General features: G+C 37.1%; 16 protein-coding genes. 2 read left to right on the forward strand and 14 right to left on the reverse strand.

What is annotated here, in order from left to right:
• Nucleotides 1-2 precede the first annotated feature (2 nt).
• Together PCY70_RS05915 and PCY70_RS05920 are read right to left on the reverse strand one after the other, a co-directional pair.
• Complete coding sequence (locus PCY70_RS05915; RefSeq protein ID WP_010166368.1) at nucleotides 3-1,478, reverse strand: sulfatase-like hydrolase/transferase; 1,476 nt, start codon at nucleotides 1,476-1,478, stop codon at nucleotides 3-5.
• A 72-nt stretch (nucleotides 1,479-1,550) separates the two neighbouring features.
• Complete coding sequence (locus PCY70_RS05920; protein ID WP_305768785.1) at nucleotides 1,551-2,768, reverse strand: NosD domain-containing protein; 1,218 nt, start codon at nucleotides 2,766-2,768, stop codon at nucleotides 1,551-1,553.
• 154 nt (nucleotides 2,769-2,922) lie between these two features.
• Here PCY70_RS05920 and PCY70_RS05925 point away from each other — a divergent pair, with 154 nt between their 5' ends.
• Nucleotides 2,923-3,678: a DUF6062 family protein gene (locus tag PCY70_RS05925; RefSeq protein ID WP_010166370.1), complete on the forward strand. Its 756-nt coding sequence runs from the start codon at nucleotides 2,923-2,925 to the stop codon at nucleotides 3,676-3,678.
• A 53-nt stretch (nucleotides 3,679-3,731) separates the two neighbouring features.
• On the opposite strand, the gene PCY70_RS05930 is transcribed toward PCY70_RS05925, so the two are convergent.
• From PCY70_RS05930 to PCY70_RS05950, 5 genes are all read right to left on the reverse strand, one after another.
• Complete coding sequence (locus PCY70_RS05930) at nucleotides 3,732-6,155, reverse strand: beta-agarase (protein ID WP_305768786.1); 2,424 nt, start codon at nucleotides 6,153-6,155, stop codon at nucleotides 3,732-3,734.
• 157 nt (nucleotides 6,156-6,312) lie between these two features.
• Nucleotides 6,313-8,736, reverse strand: a complete 2,424-nt coding sequence (locus PCY70_RS05935) for a beta-agarase (RefSeq protein ID WP_305768787.1) — start codon at nucleotides 8,734-8,736, stop codon at nucleotides 6,313-6,315.
• A 100-nt stretch (nucleotides 8,737-8,836) separates the two neighbouring features.
• Nucleotides 8,837-9,178 (reverse strand): hypothetical protein, encoded by a 342-nt coding sequence (locus tag PCY70_RS05940; RefSeq protein ID WP_010166373.1) that lies wholly within the window; start codon nucleotides 9,176-9,178, stop codon nucleotides 8,837-8,839.
• 80 nt (nucleotides 9,179-9,258) lie between these two features.
• Nucleotides 9,259-10,363, reverse strand: a protein-coding gene (prfB, locus tag PCY70_RS05945; RefSeq protein ID WP_305768788.1) for a peptide chain release factor 2 whose coding sequence is annotated in 2 segments (ribosomal slippage) — nucleotides 9,259-10,287 and nucleotides 10,289-10,363 — 1,104 coding nt in all. Because the reading frame shifts where the segments join, the coding sequence is not laid out codon by codon here.
• A 139-nt stretch (nucleotides 10,364-10,502) separates the two neighbouring features.
• Nucleotides 10,503-11,051 (reverse strand): CAP domain-containing protein, encoded by a 549-nt coding sequence (locus tag PCY70_RS05950; RefSeq protein WP_305768789.1) that lies wholly within the window; start codon nucleotides 11,049-11,051, stop codon nucleotides 10,503-10,505.
• Nucleotides 11,052-11,199: 148 nt separating this feature from the next.
• Between PCY70_RS05950 and PCY70_RS05955 the strand changes: the two genes are divergently transcribed.
• Nucleotides 11,200-12,375 (forward strand): amidase domain-containing protein, encoded by a 1,176-nt coding sequence (locus PCY70_RS05955; protein WP_305768790.1) that lies wholly within the window; start codon nucleotides 11,200-11,202, stop codon nucleotides 12,373-12,375.
• On the opposite strand, the gene PCY70_RS05960 is transcribed toward PCY70_RS05955, so the two are convergent.
• From PCY70_RS05960 to PCY70_RS05990, 7 genes are all read right to left on the reverse strand, one after another.
• Entirely contained in the window at nucleotides 12,372-12,563 is a 192-nt protein-coding gene (locus PCY70_RS05960; RefSeq protein ID WP_010166380.1) for a hypothetical protein, read from the reverse strand. The genes PCY70_RS05955 and PCY70_RS05960 overlap by 4 nt on opposite strands.
• A gap of 118 nt (nucleotides 12,564-12,681) precedes the next feature.
• Entirely contained in the window at nucleotides 12,682-13,587 is a 906-nt protein-coding gene (locus PCY70_RS05965) for a dihydroorotate dehydrogenase (RefSeq protein ID WP_334307379.1), read from the reverse strand.
• Nucleotides 13,588-13,590: 3 nt separating this feature from the next.
• Complete coding sequence (locus PCY70_RS05970) at nucleotides 13,591-14,334, reverse strand: dihydroorotate dehydrogenase electron transfer subunit (protein WP_305768792.1); 744 nt, start codon at nucleotides 14,332-14,334, stop codon at nucleotides 13,591-13,593.
• Nucleotides 14,335-14,477: 143 nt separating this feature from the next.
• Complete coding sequence (locus PCY70_RS05975; RefSeq protein WP_305768793.1) at nucleotides 14,478-15,002, reverse strand: transcription repressor NadR; 525 nt, start codon at nucleotides 15,000-15,002, stop codon at nucleotides 14,478-14,480.
• A 90-nt stretch (nucleotides 15,003-15,092) separates the two neighbouring features.
• On the reverse strand, nucleotides 15,093-15,455 hold the full coding sequence (locus PCY70_RS05980) for a PH domain-containing protein (RefSeq protein WP_305768794.1): 363 nt from the start codon (nucleotides 15,453-15,455) through the stop codon (nucleotides 15,093-15,095).
• Nucleotides 15,456-15,531: 76 nt separating this feature from the next.
• Complete coding sequence (locus PCY70_RS05985; RefSeq protein WP_010166387.1) at nucleotides 15,532-15,891, reverse strand: PH domain-containing protein; 360 nt, start codon at nucleotides 15,889-15,891, stop codon at nucleotides 15,532-15,534.
• A gap of 21 nt (nucleotides 15,892-15,912) precedes the next feature.
• The gene (locus PCY70_RS05990) at nucleotides 15,913-16,290 is read right to left on the reverse strand and encodes a PH domain-containing protein (protein WP_010166389.1); all 378 of its coding nucleotides are present in this window, start codon (nucleotides 16,288-16,290) and stop codon (nucleotides 15,913-15,915) included.
• Between the last annotated feature and the right edge of the window lie 12 nt (nucleotides 16,291-16,302).

A 16,302-nucleotide genomic window follows, 5' to 3' on the forward strand; every position in this document is an offset into this window, starting at 1 on the left:
ATTTAGTCGACTGAAACTGTTGTCTCAGAAATAAAAGTATCGAGAAGGTTGCGCATTTCGTTGAGCGTGGTTCGATATTCGGGGTTATTAACCAAATTGGTAGTTTCGAGAGGGTCGTTATGAATGTCCCACATTTCTTCGACGATTGGGTGGCATAAATGATATCGAACATACTTGAAATTTTTGGTGCGTACATATTTAGAGTGAATAGATTGGTAATTTTCAGGATTTGGATGGTGACCAATATCGAGATAATTGTCGTTGAAATCATTTTCGCCATAAACAGCATCGTGAATTTCTTCTTTTTGGCCATCGATTAGCGAAATGACACTGTCGCCAAACATTTCGTCGGTTTTGCTAAGACCAGCATATGCCAAAATTGTAGGGCAAATATCTACTGTAGAAACCAATCCATCTACCCATTTTCCAACTTTAGAACGTGGATCATATATAATAAGAGGCGCTTTAATAGATTCTTCATATAGCAATTCCTTGCCACCCAATTGTTTAGATCCACAAAAATAGCCGTTATCAGAAGTGTAAATGATAATAGTATTTTCCGCAAGGCCAAGTTCGTCGAGTTTGTGGCGAATGCTGCCGACTGCTTCATCAACACCAGAAATCAGCCCATAATAATTTCTAAAGTCGTGTTGAAAAGTTGCGTCATCATTCCAAGCTTTGCGAGTATATCTATGTCCACCCCAATATTCGTCCGCATTGCGGCTGTGAGTTCGAACTACTTCTGGCAAAACGGCAAAATATTCTGGTTTGTCATTATCCATTCTTTTTATAGTCATATCTTTATAAAATTGAACCCACTTGGGACTTGCAGTGTGTGGACGATGCGGTGCCTTAAAACTAACAGATAGCATGAAAGGTTTGCCAGAATCTGCCGCTTTTTCTAAGAACGCATCTGCTTGGTGAGCATTAAACATAGTTAGGTGATCGTCGTTCCATTGATTTTCATAGCCATTAAACTTGTTTTCTTTGTCCGGAAAATATTTTAGGTTAGAGGGTGAACCGTTCCAAACATCAAAATACTGAGGTGCAAGAGCCTCTTCGCTAAAGTTTCTGGTGGGTTTATAATAAGGATCTTCGGGAAGACTATTAGGATGAATTTCTCTAGTACCATTGTGAGCCTTGACGTTTGCAATAGGGAATCCAAATTTGCCAATAAAGCCTGTAAAATAGCCATTTTGACGTAGCAATACAGGATAAGAATGCTGGTATTCTTCGGTAGTAATGGTATAATCTGTAGGCAAATCGAAGCCGCAGTTATGTTGCGCAATATATTTGCCTAGCTGCATCGATGCTCGAGAAGGCATGCAAATAGGAGCAACATGAAAAGCGTTATTAAACTTGGCAGACTCACTAGCTAGCTTATCAATATTAGGTGTAAAAACTTGGCTGTGCCCCATAAATCCAAAAGTATCGTACCTCTGGTCGTCGGTTAAGAAAAATATAATATTTGGTTTCAATATAATAACCTCCATAGAAAATATATTAGAAGCAGTTGAAATAGCCCTGTCAACTGCTTGAAACAAGGAATATTAATTTAATTGCTGATCGGTTAGCTTAATGTTTTGGCACTTGTCTGCAATAGTATAGGCCATTCCGCCTGCTCCATATAATATCATATTACTATATGATGTGAAATTAGTACACATTGTTAACTTTACGACGGGTTCTGTTTGAGCTGTATCCAACAAGTTGCCTATAAAAATTGTGTTAGAGCAATTATCAAAATCCACAAATGCGCGCCCGTTGGGTTCGGAATCAACAGTGCGAGTTTTGGTGCGGCTGTCGAGGGCATTTAAAACGGTGTTAGAACTAACTGTAAGGTTTTTACATTGCTGTGCAGAGAGAAACGCACCACAGGTGGCAGTTCCGGTGGCCTGATGCCAATTGCGTACAACATTGGAGTTAATATTTATTTCACTAGAATTTTTTAAGATAAAGCATTTGCTTATATACGCAAAAGTATTATTATGAAGTGTCGACATGCAGGCCTTATTTAACTGAATGGCCGTTTCTAGATCAGCAAAGCAGTTGTCGTTCATCATGATACATTGCCCAGCGCCATGATAGCGAATGCCATATACCATTTGTCCAAACCAAGAGTGACGAATATTACTGACATCACAGTTGGCAATATCAAGACCCACATATAGATCGGTAAAATAGCAACTGTCGATTGAAAGCATCTCAGGTTTTTCACTTGCCTTGGCCTGGCTAATAGTGATGGCTCGTTGCCCTTCCAATTCTATATCTGTGTATCGATCGGCGGCAGGGTACCAACAAAATCTTCTAAAGTTGGGTTCATTGTCTTTAAATCGCGAGTATCCATTTTGTGTATCGACATCTGTATTGTTATAACCGACAAAATTAATATTGGCAACAGATATTCTAGTAGTTTTATATGGCCAAGGTGATTGACCAGCTGGAAAAGAATGCGGAGCACTGGCACAAAAGAATGTCAAGCAGCTTGGAAAACAGTCTTTGCCTAATTGAAAAATAGTTCCGCTGGCCAGATTGGTTCCATGAATATCAACGCCCCCATGTGCTGCACCGCGGATGGTGATACTAATAAATTTCAATGTTAAAGGTTTATTAATGTAATAAATTCCAGGAAGAAACTGTAATGTTAATGCTGTTATGCCGATTGAATATAAGTTATCAAAAAGTTCTTGTAGCGAATCAGATACATCTGTTTGTCCAGAAGGATCTATATCATAAAAACGTATTCCATCAGATGTGATGACTTGCATATGGCATCTCCTTTCAAAAACGTATTGTACTACATATAATTATTATAATACGATAGTCTGTAAAAAGATAGCCACTGCAATAACTTTTTGAGCAAGAATAGTAAAACATTGAATAAACTATGATGTACCTAAAAAAATAATAACGAGGTGATTTATGAAGGAAACAATTTATACAATTCCATTAACAGAAGCATTTGAAGCGAAGACGGAATGTCCATTTTGCGTAATTCACAATAAATTGGAGCAAGAAGCGATAAGTTTTACTTTGGGCAATTCCTATATGCAATCTGATTTTAGAGACATTACTAATAAGACGGGTTTTTGTGGGCATCATTATAAAATGTTATATGATTATGGAAACAGATTGGGGTTGGGCCTAATTTTGTCGACGCACTATAAAAGCCTGTATAATTCTTTGGACAAACTGCTAAACAAAAATGCGTTGCCAAAGTCTACATTTATAGAAAAGCTTAGAGGTATACAACCACAAGCAACAACGATAAATGAAGCGATTGATTTGAGTATCAACTCCTGTTTTATCTGCAATAAAATGGAGGCGGATATGGTAAGGTATATCTCAACATTCTTCTATTTATATACTAGTAGCAGTGATTTTCAACAAATATTTAGTCAAAGTCAAGGCTTTTGTTTGTTACATTTTAATGAGGTGTTGCAGCAGGCGCCGCGGTATCTAAACGATAAGCAAAAGGAGGAGTTTTATGTGCAGAGCAAGCAAATGCTCTTGAAATCAATAGAGCGGATCCAGGGAGAGATAGAGTGGTTTGTGGATAAAAACGACTATGCCAATGCGGATAAGCCATGGAAAAATTCAAAAGATGCGATCTCGAGAGGGATTCAAAAAATAGCAGGAGTGTGCCCAGACATTCCTGTATATAAAGAAACAAAGTGAGCAACAGTGGGAGGTGTTTAGACTGCTGCTCGAATGAAGATAAATGAAGTGATCTATTTTTCTAAGTTTATCAATGCTACTGTGGAGATTTTGCCACCACCCTGTGCAACATGGACGGTGATATTATTTTGCGGTTGCAATATTGCGGTAGGAACGATGAAGTCGACGTACCCAAAGTATCTGTCAGGTTTGTTGGTATAAGACATATCGTGTGCCGCAAAGTTATGGTTATTGATCGATACTTGCAAAGGAACATTGAACCCGTTCATTTTGCCAAGCGAAACCCTAAGTATGCTAGAGTCGACATTGGTATTCGGTGTGTGAATTACAAAGTTGGCAGGGGAACCAGTATCTTGTAGCATACTGTCTCCATAGTAAGTCGTTTTGGTAAGAGTTGAATCTATATTAGGAGATTCATTTAGCGTAACTTTGATGATACTGGTTTCTTCGACGTGCATAAAAATATCGTTGAGACTGTCGAGAGGCTCATTGTCTATAAAGTGTAATTTGCCAAGATCTAGATACATAGAAGTTCGCTCGATTTTGTCGATTTGCTCGTCATCTAGCATGAGATTTATATCAAACTTTGCTTGTTGCGGATTCATATTGTTGATTGCAATATATATAACATTGCCGTCTTGTGCACTATGGGCAAATACATTGTCGTTGACATCGTTGGTATAAACTGGAAGTAAGCTGCCGTTGTACTCATCCCACATCTCAAAGAAATACTTCATAGGAGTAAGGCCAAATTCAGCATCAGTGTACAGCTGACCATATTTGTTATATGCCCACAGCGCCTCGGGAGCGTCTTTGTCCCACCACATAGCAGGGAGAATAAACGGAACTACCATATCAAATTCATTGGCACGGTTCATGTATCTAATCATATAAGAGTTGTGATTTTTTAACTTGATCCAATAATCGGGATCGGTTGGTCCGCTGTGTAGGGTACCGGTTTCTGAGATGACCATAGGCTTTATGTTGTTGGTGTTGACCATGTGATTTCGAAGTAAGTCTAAGTCGGCTTCGAGGCGACCGGTTAAATATCCGCCGTAGTTTGTTGCTGTATCATTTAATATGAGATCTTTGCTTTCGTAGAAGTGGTACGAATAAAAATCCAGTGCGTGTGCCGTGTCATCCATAAATTTCATATGATTTTCGGCTTCTTTGAAATTTTGGTTATCAAGCGCCATCCAGGCTGCAGCAGAGCCACCGACAAATGTATCTGGGCTGAGCTCTTTGATTGCAAGCGCGGTTTTGTTGTGGAAATCTGCTAGGACATCCCATCCATAGCCAGGAGTGGGGTTGTTATGATGAGACCATTCGTTTGAAATAGAAGATTCATTTTTTACTTCGATCCAAGTAGGGCCGCGTCCATCTAAGTATTCATCATATTTGGAAACATATTGTGCCGCAAGGTCGGCCGCTGCATCAAAGTTGTTAACTCCAGGGGTACCGCGTCCATTATTTTGTCCTTCCACATACCAGCTAGGCCATTCGTCAAAGCATATTACATATTGCAAATCTTCTCCATATAATGCATCGAAGGTAGCGATCTTGCTCTGAGCACCGCTGTCGAAAATTTCATCGAAAGTATCATAGGTGCCATACCCAGGTCGGTTGGGGTCTTCTGTCATTTTTGGATCTGATGCGCTATATCCAGTTTCTAAAGCTGGTGCAAATTTATATATCTGACGCCCAGGAGAAAAATCTTTGTCAACATAATATTCTCTAGCAACTTTGTCGCCGTCCGGTGCAGCGATAGGATTTGCATATACCCGCTTAAACTTATCGTTTTCAAATTCTGTGATGCCTTCTAAGCTGAGGCGATTTGTGGCATCAACATTGATAGTTATTCCATCTAAGACAGGCAAATCTGCGCCAAGCACTTCCCAAGCAGTCGTATCCATCTTCATAGAAAGTCCATTTTGTTCAAACAATCTCATAGACTTTACGCTCAGAGGCCCGGTAAAAAGAAATTTATAGCCAGTGTAGGCAGCATCGCCGCGTGCAAGCTCCGCAACATGGTCGATCTCAAAAGTACTGGGCCTAATTTGATAGTTGGTATCTCCAAACCAAGGAGAAGACACCTTGCCTTGATTCCCTTTGCTAGGAGAAATTCCCTTAATAAAATCGGTAGATTTATATCCGGAGCCAAACACATCTATTCTATGAAAAGAGGACATAACACGCACAATATCAGCAGGAAGCTCAATTTCTTTAGTTTGGCCGCGGCTTAAAGTGAACGGCTCTATAGGAATAGCAATCGATTGAACGAGTTGCTCTTTGTCATTAACTTGAGTAATAATTTTAGTATCATATTTTTCGATTAACGTTGGAAAGGTATCAAAAGCAGATTTTTCCGCTTGTATTTCGGGTGGCAAAACTACTTCAGATGCTTGAATACCGCCAGAAGATGGCAATGCAAAAAGCAGGGCACAACTCAAAAATAAACATTTTTTTAATAATTTCACAATATCGCCTCCATATCTTTTAACATATTTTAACAATAGATACTGCAAAAGTATATGGGTAAATTATACAAAAGCGTTTAGAAATCATTATAAAAAGTTACAAAATTATATCGCATTAACCAAAGATGAAAGAGCGACGTGTGTTACGACAGTTGCTTTATTTTTCTAAGTTTATTAAGGCCACTGTAGAGATTTTTCCACCATCTTGAGCAACGTTGACGATGATGTTATTTTGGAGCCCCAATATATTGGGCGGAATGATGAAGTCGACGTATCCAAAGTATCTGTCAGCTTTGTTGGTGTACGACATGTCGTGAGCTTCCAAATTGTAGCCGTTGATTGATACTTGCAAAGGGACGTTAAACCCATTCATTTTGCCCAATGAAACTCTGAGTATGCTGGATTCGACGTTGGTATTTGGTGTGTGGATCACAAAGTTGGCAGGAGAACCAGTCTCTTGTAGCATATTGTCTCCGTAGTAAGTCATTTTGGTGAGAGTTGAGTTTATTGTAGGAGCTTTGTTGAGGGTGATTTTGATAATGCTGGTTTCTTCGACGTGCATAAAAATATCGTTGAGATTGTCGAGAGGCTCGTTGTCTATAAAGTGTAGTTTGCCAAGATCGAGATACATAGAAGTTCGCTCGATTTTGTCGATTTGCTCATCGTCTAGCATGAGATTTATATCAAACTTTGCTTGTTGCGGATTCATATTGTTGATTGCAATATATATAACATTGCCATCTTGCGCGCTATGGGCAAATACATTGTCGTTGACATCGTTGGTATAAACTGGAAGTAAATTGCCGTTGTACTCATCCCACATTTCAAAGAAATACTTCATAGGAGTAAGGCCAAATTCGGCATCGGTGTATAATTGACCGTTTTTGTTATATGCCCACAGTCCTTCAGGCGCATCTTTATCCCACCATATTGCAGGGATGATAAATGGAACTACCATATCAAATTCATTGGCACGGTTCATGTATCTAATCATATAAGAATTGTGATTTTTGAGGTTAATCCAATAGTCGGGATCGTTTGGTCCGCTGTGTAGGGTGCCGGTTTCTGAGATGACAATAGGCTTTACGTTGTTGGTGTTGACCATGTGATTTCGAAGTAAGTCTAAGTCGGCTTCGAGGCGACCGGTTAAGTATCCGCCGTAGTTTGTTGCTGTATTATTTAATATGAGATCTTTGCTTTCGTAGAAGTGGTACGAATAAAAATCCAGTGCGTGTGCGGTATCATCTATAAATTTCATATGATACTCGGCTTCTTGGAAATTTTGGTTATCGAGCGCCATCCACGCAGCGGTGGAACCTCCGACGAGGGTATCGGGGCTGAGCGCTTTTATGGCAATAGCAGTTTTGTTGTGAAAATCTGCTAAAGTATCCCAGCCATAGCCAGGAGTAGGGTTGTTATGATGCGACCACTGATTAGAAATGGAGGCTTCATTTTTTACTTCAATCCAGGTAGGTCCGCGTCCATCTAAGTATTGATCGTATTTGGAAACATATTGAGCTGCAAGGTCGGCCGCTGCATCGAAATTGTCAATTCCTGGAGTTCCATGCGCATTGTTGGGTCCTTCTACATACCAGCTAGGCCAATCGTTAAAGCATAGTACATATTGTAAATCCTTTCCATATAGTGCATCAAACATCGCAATGTCGTGTTCAGCGCCGCTAGCAAACATTTCGTCCAAAGTATCGTAGGTGCCATACCCGGGTCTATTAGGATCTTCTGTCATTTTGGGATCTGCTGGGCTATAGCCTATTTCCAAAGAAGGTGCAAATTTATATATTTGGCGACCAGGAAAAAAGCCTTTGTCGATATAATATTCTCTAGCAACCTTGTAGCCATCGGGGGCTGTTATGGGGTTTGCGTACACTCGCTTAAATTTATCATTTTCAAATTTTGTAATGCCTTCTAAGCTGAGGTGATTTGTGGCATCAACATTGATTGTGATTTGGTCTAAGATAGGCAAATTTGCGCCAAGTACTTCCCAAGCGGTGGTATCCATTTTTATGGAACGTCCATTTGGTTCAAATAGTTTGATGGAATCTACGCTGAGAGGTCCGGTAAAGAGAAATTTGTAGCCAGTATAGGCCGCATCGCCACGTGCAAGCTCTGCAACATGATTAATTTCAAAGGTGCTAGATCGAATTTGATAAGTTGTGTCACTAAACCAAGGCGAGGATACCTTACCCTGATTACCTTTGGTAGGAGAAATGCCCTGAATAAAATCAGTAGTTTTGAAGCCAGAACCAGATACATCTATTCTATAAAATGTGGGCATAACGCGAACAAGATCAGCCGGAAATTCAATTTCTTTAGTTTGACCTGCGCTTAACGTGAAAGGTTCTAAGGGGATAGTAATAGACTGAATGCGCTGTTCTTGGTCATTAACTTGAGTAATAATTTTAGTCTCATATTTTTCGATTAGTGTTGGAAAGGTATCAAAAGCAGCTTTTTCGGCTTGTACTTCGGGTGGCAAAATCACTTCGGATGCTTGAATACCGCCAGAAGATGGCAATGCAAAAAACAGGGCACAACTTAAAAACAAACATTTTTTTAATAATTTCACAATATCGCCTCCATATCTTTTACCATATTTTAGCAATAAATAACACAAAAATATATAGAAAAAATATACAAAAAAAACCTTCCAGATGAGGAAGGTATAGTTAGAGTTTCTTTACATATAAGTAGGGAGTTTCTTTTAAGTGATAATAACGATCTTGCTCTTCTTGTGTAAAACTATATACATCTTTTAAAACTCTATATGCTTCTATGCTGGCGGTTTCCTTTATAAAAGTTGTACAATGATTGCGTTTTAAAAACTCTATAAAATCGGCAGTAACCTCGGGCATAAATTTAATTTCGGCTTTATACCCGGAGCATTCAAATACATTAGTTTTGCTGCAATTCAATTCAGTAATAATTTGATCTCGAAGCAAAATAAGTTCTTGTTGGATGGCAAGTTCTTTTTGTTTTAAATTATAATATTTGGTTAACGATTCGATCATAAATGTAAAACCCCCCTTAGTGTATTGTTAATACATTATATGATTGAACAGCTTGTTTGTGTTACTAAAAATCGTAAATATTAGCTTTTAAGCCAAGCCAAATAGGCGTTGACAAATGCATCGATATCGCCATCCATTACAGCGCCGGTGTTGCCAGTTTCCTGATTTGTGCGATGATCCTTTACCATATTATATGGATGAAATACATAAGAACGGATTTGACTACCCCAAGCAATATCTTTCTTTTCACCACGAATTTCATCAATCTTAAGCAGTTGTTCTTGATGTTGCTTGTATAAAAGTTTGGAGGCAAGCATTTTCATACAAGTTTCTCGATTTTGAATTTGAGAGCGTTCGTTTTGGCATTGAACAACAATCCCCGATGGTTTATGAGTAATGCGAACAGCAGAATCGGTGGTGTTGACATGTTGCCCACCAGCACCAGATGAACGATAAGTGTCTATTTGTAAATCTTCGGGGTTGATAGTAATTTCTGCAGTATCATCTATTTTGGGCATAACATCGAGAGAAGCAAAAGAAGTATGGCGACGCCCGCCACTGTCGAATGGTGAAATTCGAACAAGACGATGAATTCCCTTTTCTGATTTTAGGTAGCCATAGGCATTTTGGCCAGAAATTTCGAGAGTAGCAGATTTGACGCCAGCCTCTTCGCCGTCTAGAATATCCAATAATTTTGACTTAAACCCATGTTTTTCGGCCCATCGGGTATACATTCGAAGAAGCATATTGTTCCAATCACAAGCTTCGGTTCCGCCGGCACCGGCATGGAGTGAAATGATAGCATCGTTTTTGTCATATTCCCCATCTAATAAAGTACTAGTTCGTAAGTTGTCATAAAATTCTATAAAACTATTGGCATCGGAGATGGCTTCTGCGCACATGTCGGCATCATGTTCTTCCATGCCCATATCGATCAATACTAATACATCCTCATACATATTACATAATTTTTTATATTTTGAAATAATCTCTTTATAATCTTTTAGTTCTTGAAGAACAGATTGAGCATATTTTGAATTTTGCCAAAAGTCTGGAGTAGCTGAAATGGTTTCTAGTTCGGTTATTTGTTCTTGAACATGAGTGACGTCAAAGAGATCGCCCCATTTCATCGATTTTGTCCTTATAGCCTGCTAAAGACAAACTTAGTTGTTCTAATTCTATCATTAAATCACTTCCTTAAAATCAATATGAAAAGTATTATATAATAGAGTACTTGTTTTGTATAGGGACAAGGGACAAAAAAAGGAGTAATTAGAGAGAAGAGTATTTATTAGTGGCGGAGCCGTTCCTTGTCCAAAAGGCATTAATTAATAAATAGTTGAGTCCAGATATTTTGATCTTCGAGATAGCTAATACCTATTTCTGTAAATGAAGGATATAGGATATTTGCTTTATGTGTTTCGCTATACATCCAGGCATCGACGGTATCTTCTGGAGTTGTATAACCTTTAGCAATATTTTCGCCGACAACCGTAGGAGTAAGATTGAAGTGGCGAACCATATTATATGCTGTTCCGTATGTAGGGCTATCATGTTTGAAGTAGTGATTTTCTTGCATATCAAGGGATTTTACATCAGCAATATAGCTAAGTGGAAGATTTAAATCAAGAGTATTTAAACCATGGCTAATACGTTGTTCGTTAACTAATCGTAAAATTTCTTTTTCTTGATCATTGATCTGAATATCATCTGGAATATCGGGGTGTGGCGCGGAAGGTGTTGTGTTGTTATTGGGTCTAAAACTTAAAAAGCTTTGGATTTCTTCTTGAGAGTAGGTTTTTGCTATTGTAGGAATAGTTAGTATACAGCTTCCAACAGTAATTGCTAAAAGTAATTTGGTGAAAAATCTCATATGTTTATATGCCTCCTTAATAATATATGTATATAAGAGACATTATAGCATGTATAAATAAGTTTGTCTATGTAAAATGAATACTATTGATAAAAAAAATGTTTTTGGAGAAACTAAAATAAATTATAATTGATAAGGAGAAAATATAGTGAAAAAAAGTATACTATTGCCAATCATGTTGTGTTACTCATGTATAAGCACAGGACTAACCGATGCTTTAGAATTGGATTTGGACACAATAGAAGAGCAAATCTTGAGTCAACTAAATGAAAAAGAAAATGAACTAACCGAAAATATAACAGAAGAGATTGCGCGAATTAAAGAAGAGGAGTTAAAAGTAAAGTTTACAAAAATTTTATCAGAAATAATAACAAATAGAAATGAATATGTGTTAACAGAAAATTATGAAGGGCTAGAAAATTTATATAACCTGGATGTTAAAGTGAGTCGCTACGCATTTGAACGTGAAGTAATTAAAGCAAAATATTTGAAAACTTGGGCTCAAAAGCAAGGGGTAACTTTTACTGATATTGTATCTAACCTCAAATTGAGAAAAGTACGAGATAGATTAGATTCTCTTTACGGAATGACTTGTAATATTTGTACAACATACACATATTTTTATAATGACGAACCCGAAAAACTGAACATATTTAGCCTTGGCACATCGCATTATATTCATCTAAAAGAAGAAGAAGAAGATCAATATAAGATTGTCAAAGAATGGTATACAGACCCATTTTCAGATTCGTTAGAAATGGAGCTTGCAGAACCAGATGAACATACACAATTTTTAATGGCACAAGTTTTACCCAATTTTATACCAAACGAAACGCTACAAAAGGCTATTGAGTATGCGCAAACATATTGTGGAATAGGTGATGGCGAAAATATGTTTAAATATAATAAGCAATATATGGATTGTAACTCACTGGGAGGTGATTGCGCTAATTTTGCGTCTCAAATTATGTATGAGAGCGGAGCATTTAAGAAAAATGAAAAGTGGAATTACACTGATGAAGGGACCAAAACTTGGGTGAATGCACAAGAGCTCTCGTTGTATTTAATAAACTCTGGAAGAGGTAATAGAATAGCGCAAGGATCGTATGAAACTATATATAAGGCAGCATTCAAATTGAGACCTGGAGATATTGTGGCATACGAAAAAAATGACCGAATCACACATGTGTCGACGGTCACTTCTTTAGATTCGAAAGGGTATCCATTAGTTACTTGTCACAACACCGATAGACTAGCGGTACCCTATGATCTTGGATGGAGCAATTCAAATATTATTTTTCATTTGATTGATGTTCATTATTAATTTTTTATAGACGCATCTAATAAACTTGGTGCGTCAGTATTATCTGTAGTTTTAAATGTAAGATTTGAAATAGCAAGTGGTTTTTGAAGAATTGGAGTTAAAGAATGACTAATGTTTATTGTGAAATCAAGTTTTGAATCTTTTGCCAGAAGCGCTATTTCTCGACGATATCGTTTTATTAAAGCCATAAAACCATCTCCTTTGATAAATTAAACGTATATTACATATAATATTGTTTTGTATAGTGTATTGACTTAAGATAAAAGTTAGAACGATATACAAAATATAGCGCATAATTAATTTGGATTATATTTCTCTAAAGGCAGCTTTTAGGTCTGCAATGGTATGGAAATTGTGTTTTTCCATATATTCAGTAAAAGTTCGTTTTATATCTAAGAAAATTAACGGATTATGAAGACAGGCAGTGCCGATGCTCACGAGATCCGCACCTGCTAATAAAAATTCTGCAACATCTTCTCCGGTTGCAATGCCGCCAAGCCCAATGATAGGAAGGGTAACTGCACGTCGCACTTGGTATACCATTCTAACTGCAATAGGCTTGATAGCAGGACCAGATAAACCTCCAACTTTGTTTTTTAAAATAGGACTAAATTTGTGTACATCGATTTTCATTCCAAGGAGCGTATTTATTAATGAGATACAGTCTGCTCCTTCGGCCTCTACAGCTTTTGCAATTTCTGTAATGTCGGTTACATTGGGAGTAAGTTTAATGATAAGGGGCTTGGTGGAAATATGTCTAACAGCTTTTGTAACGGAGGCGGCTAGTTTGGCATCAGTTCCAAAGCCGATTCCTCCACATTTGACATTAGGGCAAGAGATATTAATTTCTAACATGTCGACAGTAGTGTCATTTAATTTTTCGACTACTTTACAGTAATCTTCTATAGTTCGTCCCGCAACATTTACAATAACATTAGTGTTAAATTTTGACAATAACGGAAGTTCAGAAGATATAAATTCATCGACTCCAGGATTTTGTAGACCTATTGAGTTGAGCATTCCACCATATGTTTCAGCTATTCTAGGAGTAGGATTGCCGTCCCAAGGTTCACTAGAAACACCTTTGGTGATTACTGCGCCAAGCTCGCTGGGATTATAAAATTCGGAAGATGCTTGAGTAGAAAATGTTCCGGAGGCAGTTGTAAGAGGGTTTTTGAAATTAATACCACATAGGGCTACACTTAAATCCAACATTTAAAAATTCACCTCATTTCCTAAAAATACAGGGCCGTCAACACAGATTTTGAGAAGTTCGTTGTTAATTTTTGAGACACAGCCAACACAAGCACCATATCCGCAACCCATTCTTTCTTCAAGAGAGAGTTGAACTGGTTTGTTAATATCTTTGCAATGCATTTTAACAGCTTTTAACATAGGTTTGGGACCACAAGCATAATAATAATCTCCCAAAATCCCTTCAGAGGTTATCAAATCGATAACATTTCCCTTAAAACCTACGCTTCCAGTTTCGGTAGCAACATAAACAGTGGCACCAGCTTCTTGAAACTTATCTACTAAGATTGGTTCATCTTGATAGCCTAAAATAGCAATTTTGTTGCTAGTAATTCTTTTTGCAAGTTCAACAAGAGGAGGGACACCGATTCCGCCACCAATTAAGATATGCGTCTTCGCATCAGCAATAGTGTAACCATGACCTAAGGCAGAGCTGATTCGAATTGCATCACCTGCTTTGAGTTTAGAAAATTCAGCCGTTCCACATCCTACAACGTGGTATACAATAGTAATGGTGGTATCGGATATTTCACTAATGCTGATTGGGCGAGGTAATAACGTACTAGCATTTTTAGGGTATAAATTGATAAACCTACCTACATCTGCTGTTTGAGCGATTTGGAGATCATCTAAAACCATTTTGTAAACATCTGTTGCGATTAAAGTATTTTCAATTATTGTTACATCTTTAATAATTTTTGCCATATCAAACTCCTTTGCTAAAGATAAATGCGATATTGCTATTTTGTATTATCTCAATAATTTATATGCTTTTTGTCCAGTAAAAAATACTGGATTTGGTATTAAAAATTAAATATAACAAACAGTTTTATATTAGAATTACTATTTTATAGTAGTTGCTTATTGTAGGTAAAATCATATGGCATTTCTATTAAAATATCTTTGAGCTCGGCTTTTACATCTTCAAAATGATGAAGCGTTGGGCAAGATAATGTGTGAGAATGGATACCATTTGTAATTTCAGATAAAGGAGAAAGCCCATTATTTTCCATTTGAGCAAGAAATTGATCAGCATCCTTTTTGCTATAAATATTTAGTTTTCCTACAATTTTGCCATAAATTTCATGATATATAATAACATCGATGATACCGCAACCGCAGTCTATGATGGTATATAACTCTTTTTGTAGATCATTTAAATCGTGTTTACAAGTGATGACATATAAAGATTTGTTTGCGAGTACATAGCCTCGAGCCATCGCGTGGATTTCATGACCTGATGCTCTAAGTAAAGCAATGTCGCCAACTATAATTTGCCTGCTTACGCCTAGCGTAGTGGCTATAGTGCTTGCGCTAACAGGTTTTGTGTTTGTCTGAAGTATTTCTAAAATTTGATTTTTTCTAGCATTCATTTATTCATCTCCTTTTGTAAAGCAATACAATATCATATTTCAAAAAAATAGGCAACCACCTAAAGTAGGGTAATTGCCAGATTTGTAGTATTATTTGATATAAGATGCGATAATCTTTCCAACTTCGAATATATCAATTCCTGCAGCAAAATTTAATTTGATAGATTCTTCTAGTGAAAGCCAAAGTTCGAGCTCGCAGTCAGAATCCGCAATTCCTGCAGTTTCAATATAATAAAATAAGATTTGTTTATATGGAAGAGAAGTATAGCGCACTTGCTTTCCAGTGACACCCTTAAAGTCTATTCCAATAATGCGTCTGTTAGTAAATACAATTCCATCATTTATTGCTTTATATGTTGCAAGAATTCCTTCGCCATCAGCGAGCAAGCCTTCTAGTATAGAAGAATACTCAGAGTCTGATGCCTTATTTAATTTTCCGTTTATAATATTCATATTACTGTGCCACCTTTCGAATTATAAAGTATAGGTGTGTACCTATAGTTATATCTATTTTATGTTATTTTTTGGATTAAAATACATAATTAGAAAGTAGCAGCCCAAGATTTTTAATGTCAACCTTTTTACCAAAATTTAGGTGAATTGATTCGCCGGCTACCCAAATTTCTAATTCTGTATCTCTATCGCCTACACCAGCAGTCTCAATAAAAAACATATCTATTTTTTTGTAATGAATAGAATTATAGCGCACTTGTTTTCCGGTAATTCCTTTAAAGTCTATGGCAATAATGCGTTTGTTAGTAAATACTATACCGTCGTTTATGGCTTTATAAGTAGCAAGAACACCCTCGCCATCAGCAAGCAAGCCCTCAAGATGGGATGCGTATTCAGAGTTAGAGGCTTCTTTTAATTTTCCATTTACAATATTCATATTGTTATACCACCTTTCGAATTATAATATATATGTTGAGAGTAATTGACCAATCTGGTGAATATCAACTTTTTTACTAAAATTTAAATGAATTAATTCACCGGCTACCCAAATTTCTAATTCTGTATCGAGGTCACCCATGCCAGCAGTTTCGATAAAAAACATATCTATTTTTTTGTATGGTATAGTAGTAGCCTTTTCTTTTTGCCCAGCAATTCCTGAAACATCCACTCCAATAATTCGTTTATTAGTAAAAATAATTCCATCATTTACAGCCTTAAATGATGCCAAAATCTCTTCATTTGCGATTAATAATGGTTGTAATAATCCCCAAAATTTGTTATTATCAGTTTGTTCTAATTTTTTTAATCCTTTTGAAATAATATCTAATGTAGCCATTAAACGCCTCCC

Source organism: Candidatus Epulonipiscium viviparus, from assembly GCF_030708075.1.
In the GTDB taxonomy this organism is placed as follows: Bacteria; Bacillota; Clostridia; order Lachnospirales; family Cellulosilyticaceae; genus Epulonipiscioides; species Epulonipiscioides viviparus.

What these genes read in the sequence shown, in the direction of transcription:
- PCY70_RS05920 (WP_305768785.1), bottom strand. Translation starts at nt 2,768, where the DNA reads ATGCAAGTCATCACATCTGATGGAATACGTTTTTATGATATAGATCCT.
- PCY70_RS05925 (WP_010166370.1), top strand. Translation starts at nt 2,923, where the DNA reads ATGAAGGAAACAATTTATACAATTCCATTAACAGAAGCATTTGAAGCG.
- PCY70_RS05940 (WP_010166373.1), bottom strand. Translation starts at nt 9,178, where the DNA reads ATGATCGAATCGTTAACCAAATATTATAATTTAAAACAAAAAGAACTT.
- PCY70_RS05950 (WP_305768789.1), bottom strand. Translation starts at nt 11,051, where the DNA reads ATGAGATTTTTCACCAAATTACTTTTAGCAATTACTGTTGGAAGCTGT.
- PCY70_RS05960 (WP_010166380.1), bottom strand. Translation starts at nt 12,563, where the DNA reads ATGGCTTTAATAAAACGATATCGTCGAGAAATAGCGCTTCTGGCAAAA.
- PCY70_RS05970 (WP_305768792.1), bottom strand. Translation starts at nt 14,334, where the DNA reads ATGGCAAAAATTATTAAAGATGTAACAATAATTGAAAATACTTTAATC.
- PCY70_RS05975 (WP_305768793.1), bottom strand. Translation starts at nt 15,002, where the DNA reads ATGAATGCTAGAAAAAATCAAATTTTAGAAATACTTCAGACAAACACA.
- PCY70_RS05980 (WP_305768794.1), bottom strand. Translation starts at nt 15,455, where the DNA reads ATGAATATTATAAACGGAAAATTAAATAAGGCATCAGACTCTGAGTAT.
- PCY70_RS05985 (WP_010166387.1), bottom strand. Translation starts at nt 15,891, where the DNA reads ATGAATATTGTAAATGGAAAATTAAAAGAAGCCTCTAACTCTGAATAC.
- PCY70_RS05990 (WP_010166389.1), bottom strand. Translation starts at nt 16,290, where the DNA reads ATGGCTACATTAGATATTATTTCAAAAGGATTAAAAAAATTAGAACAA.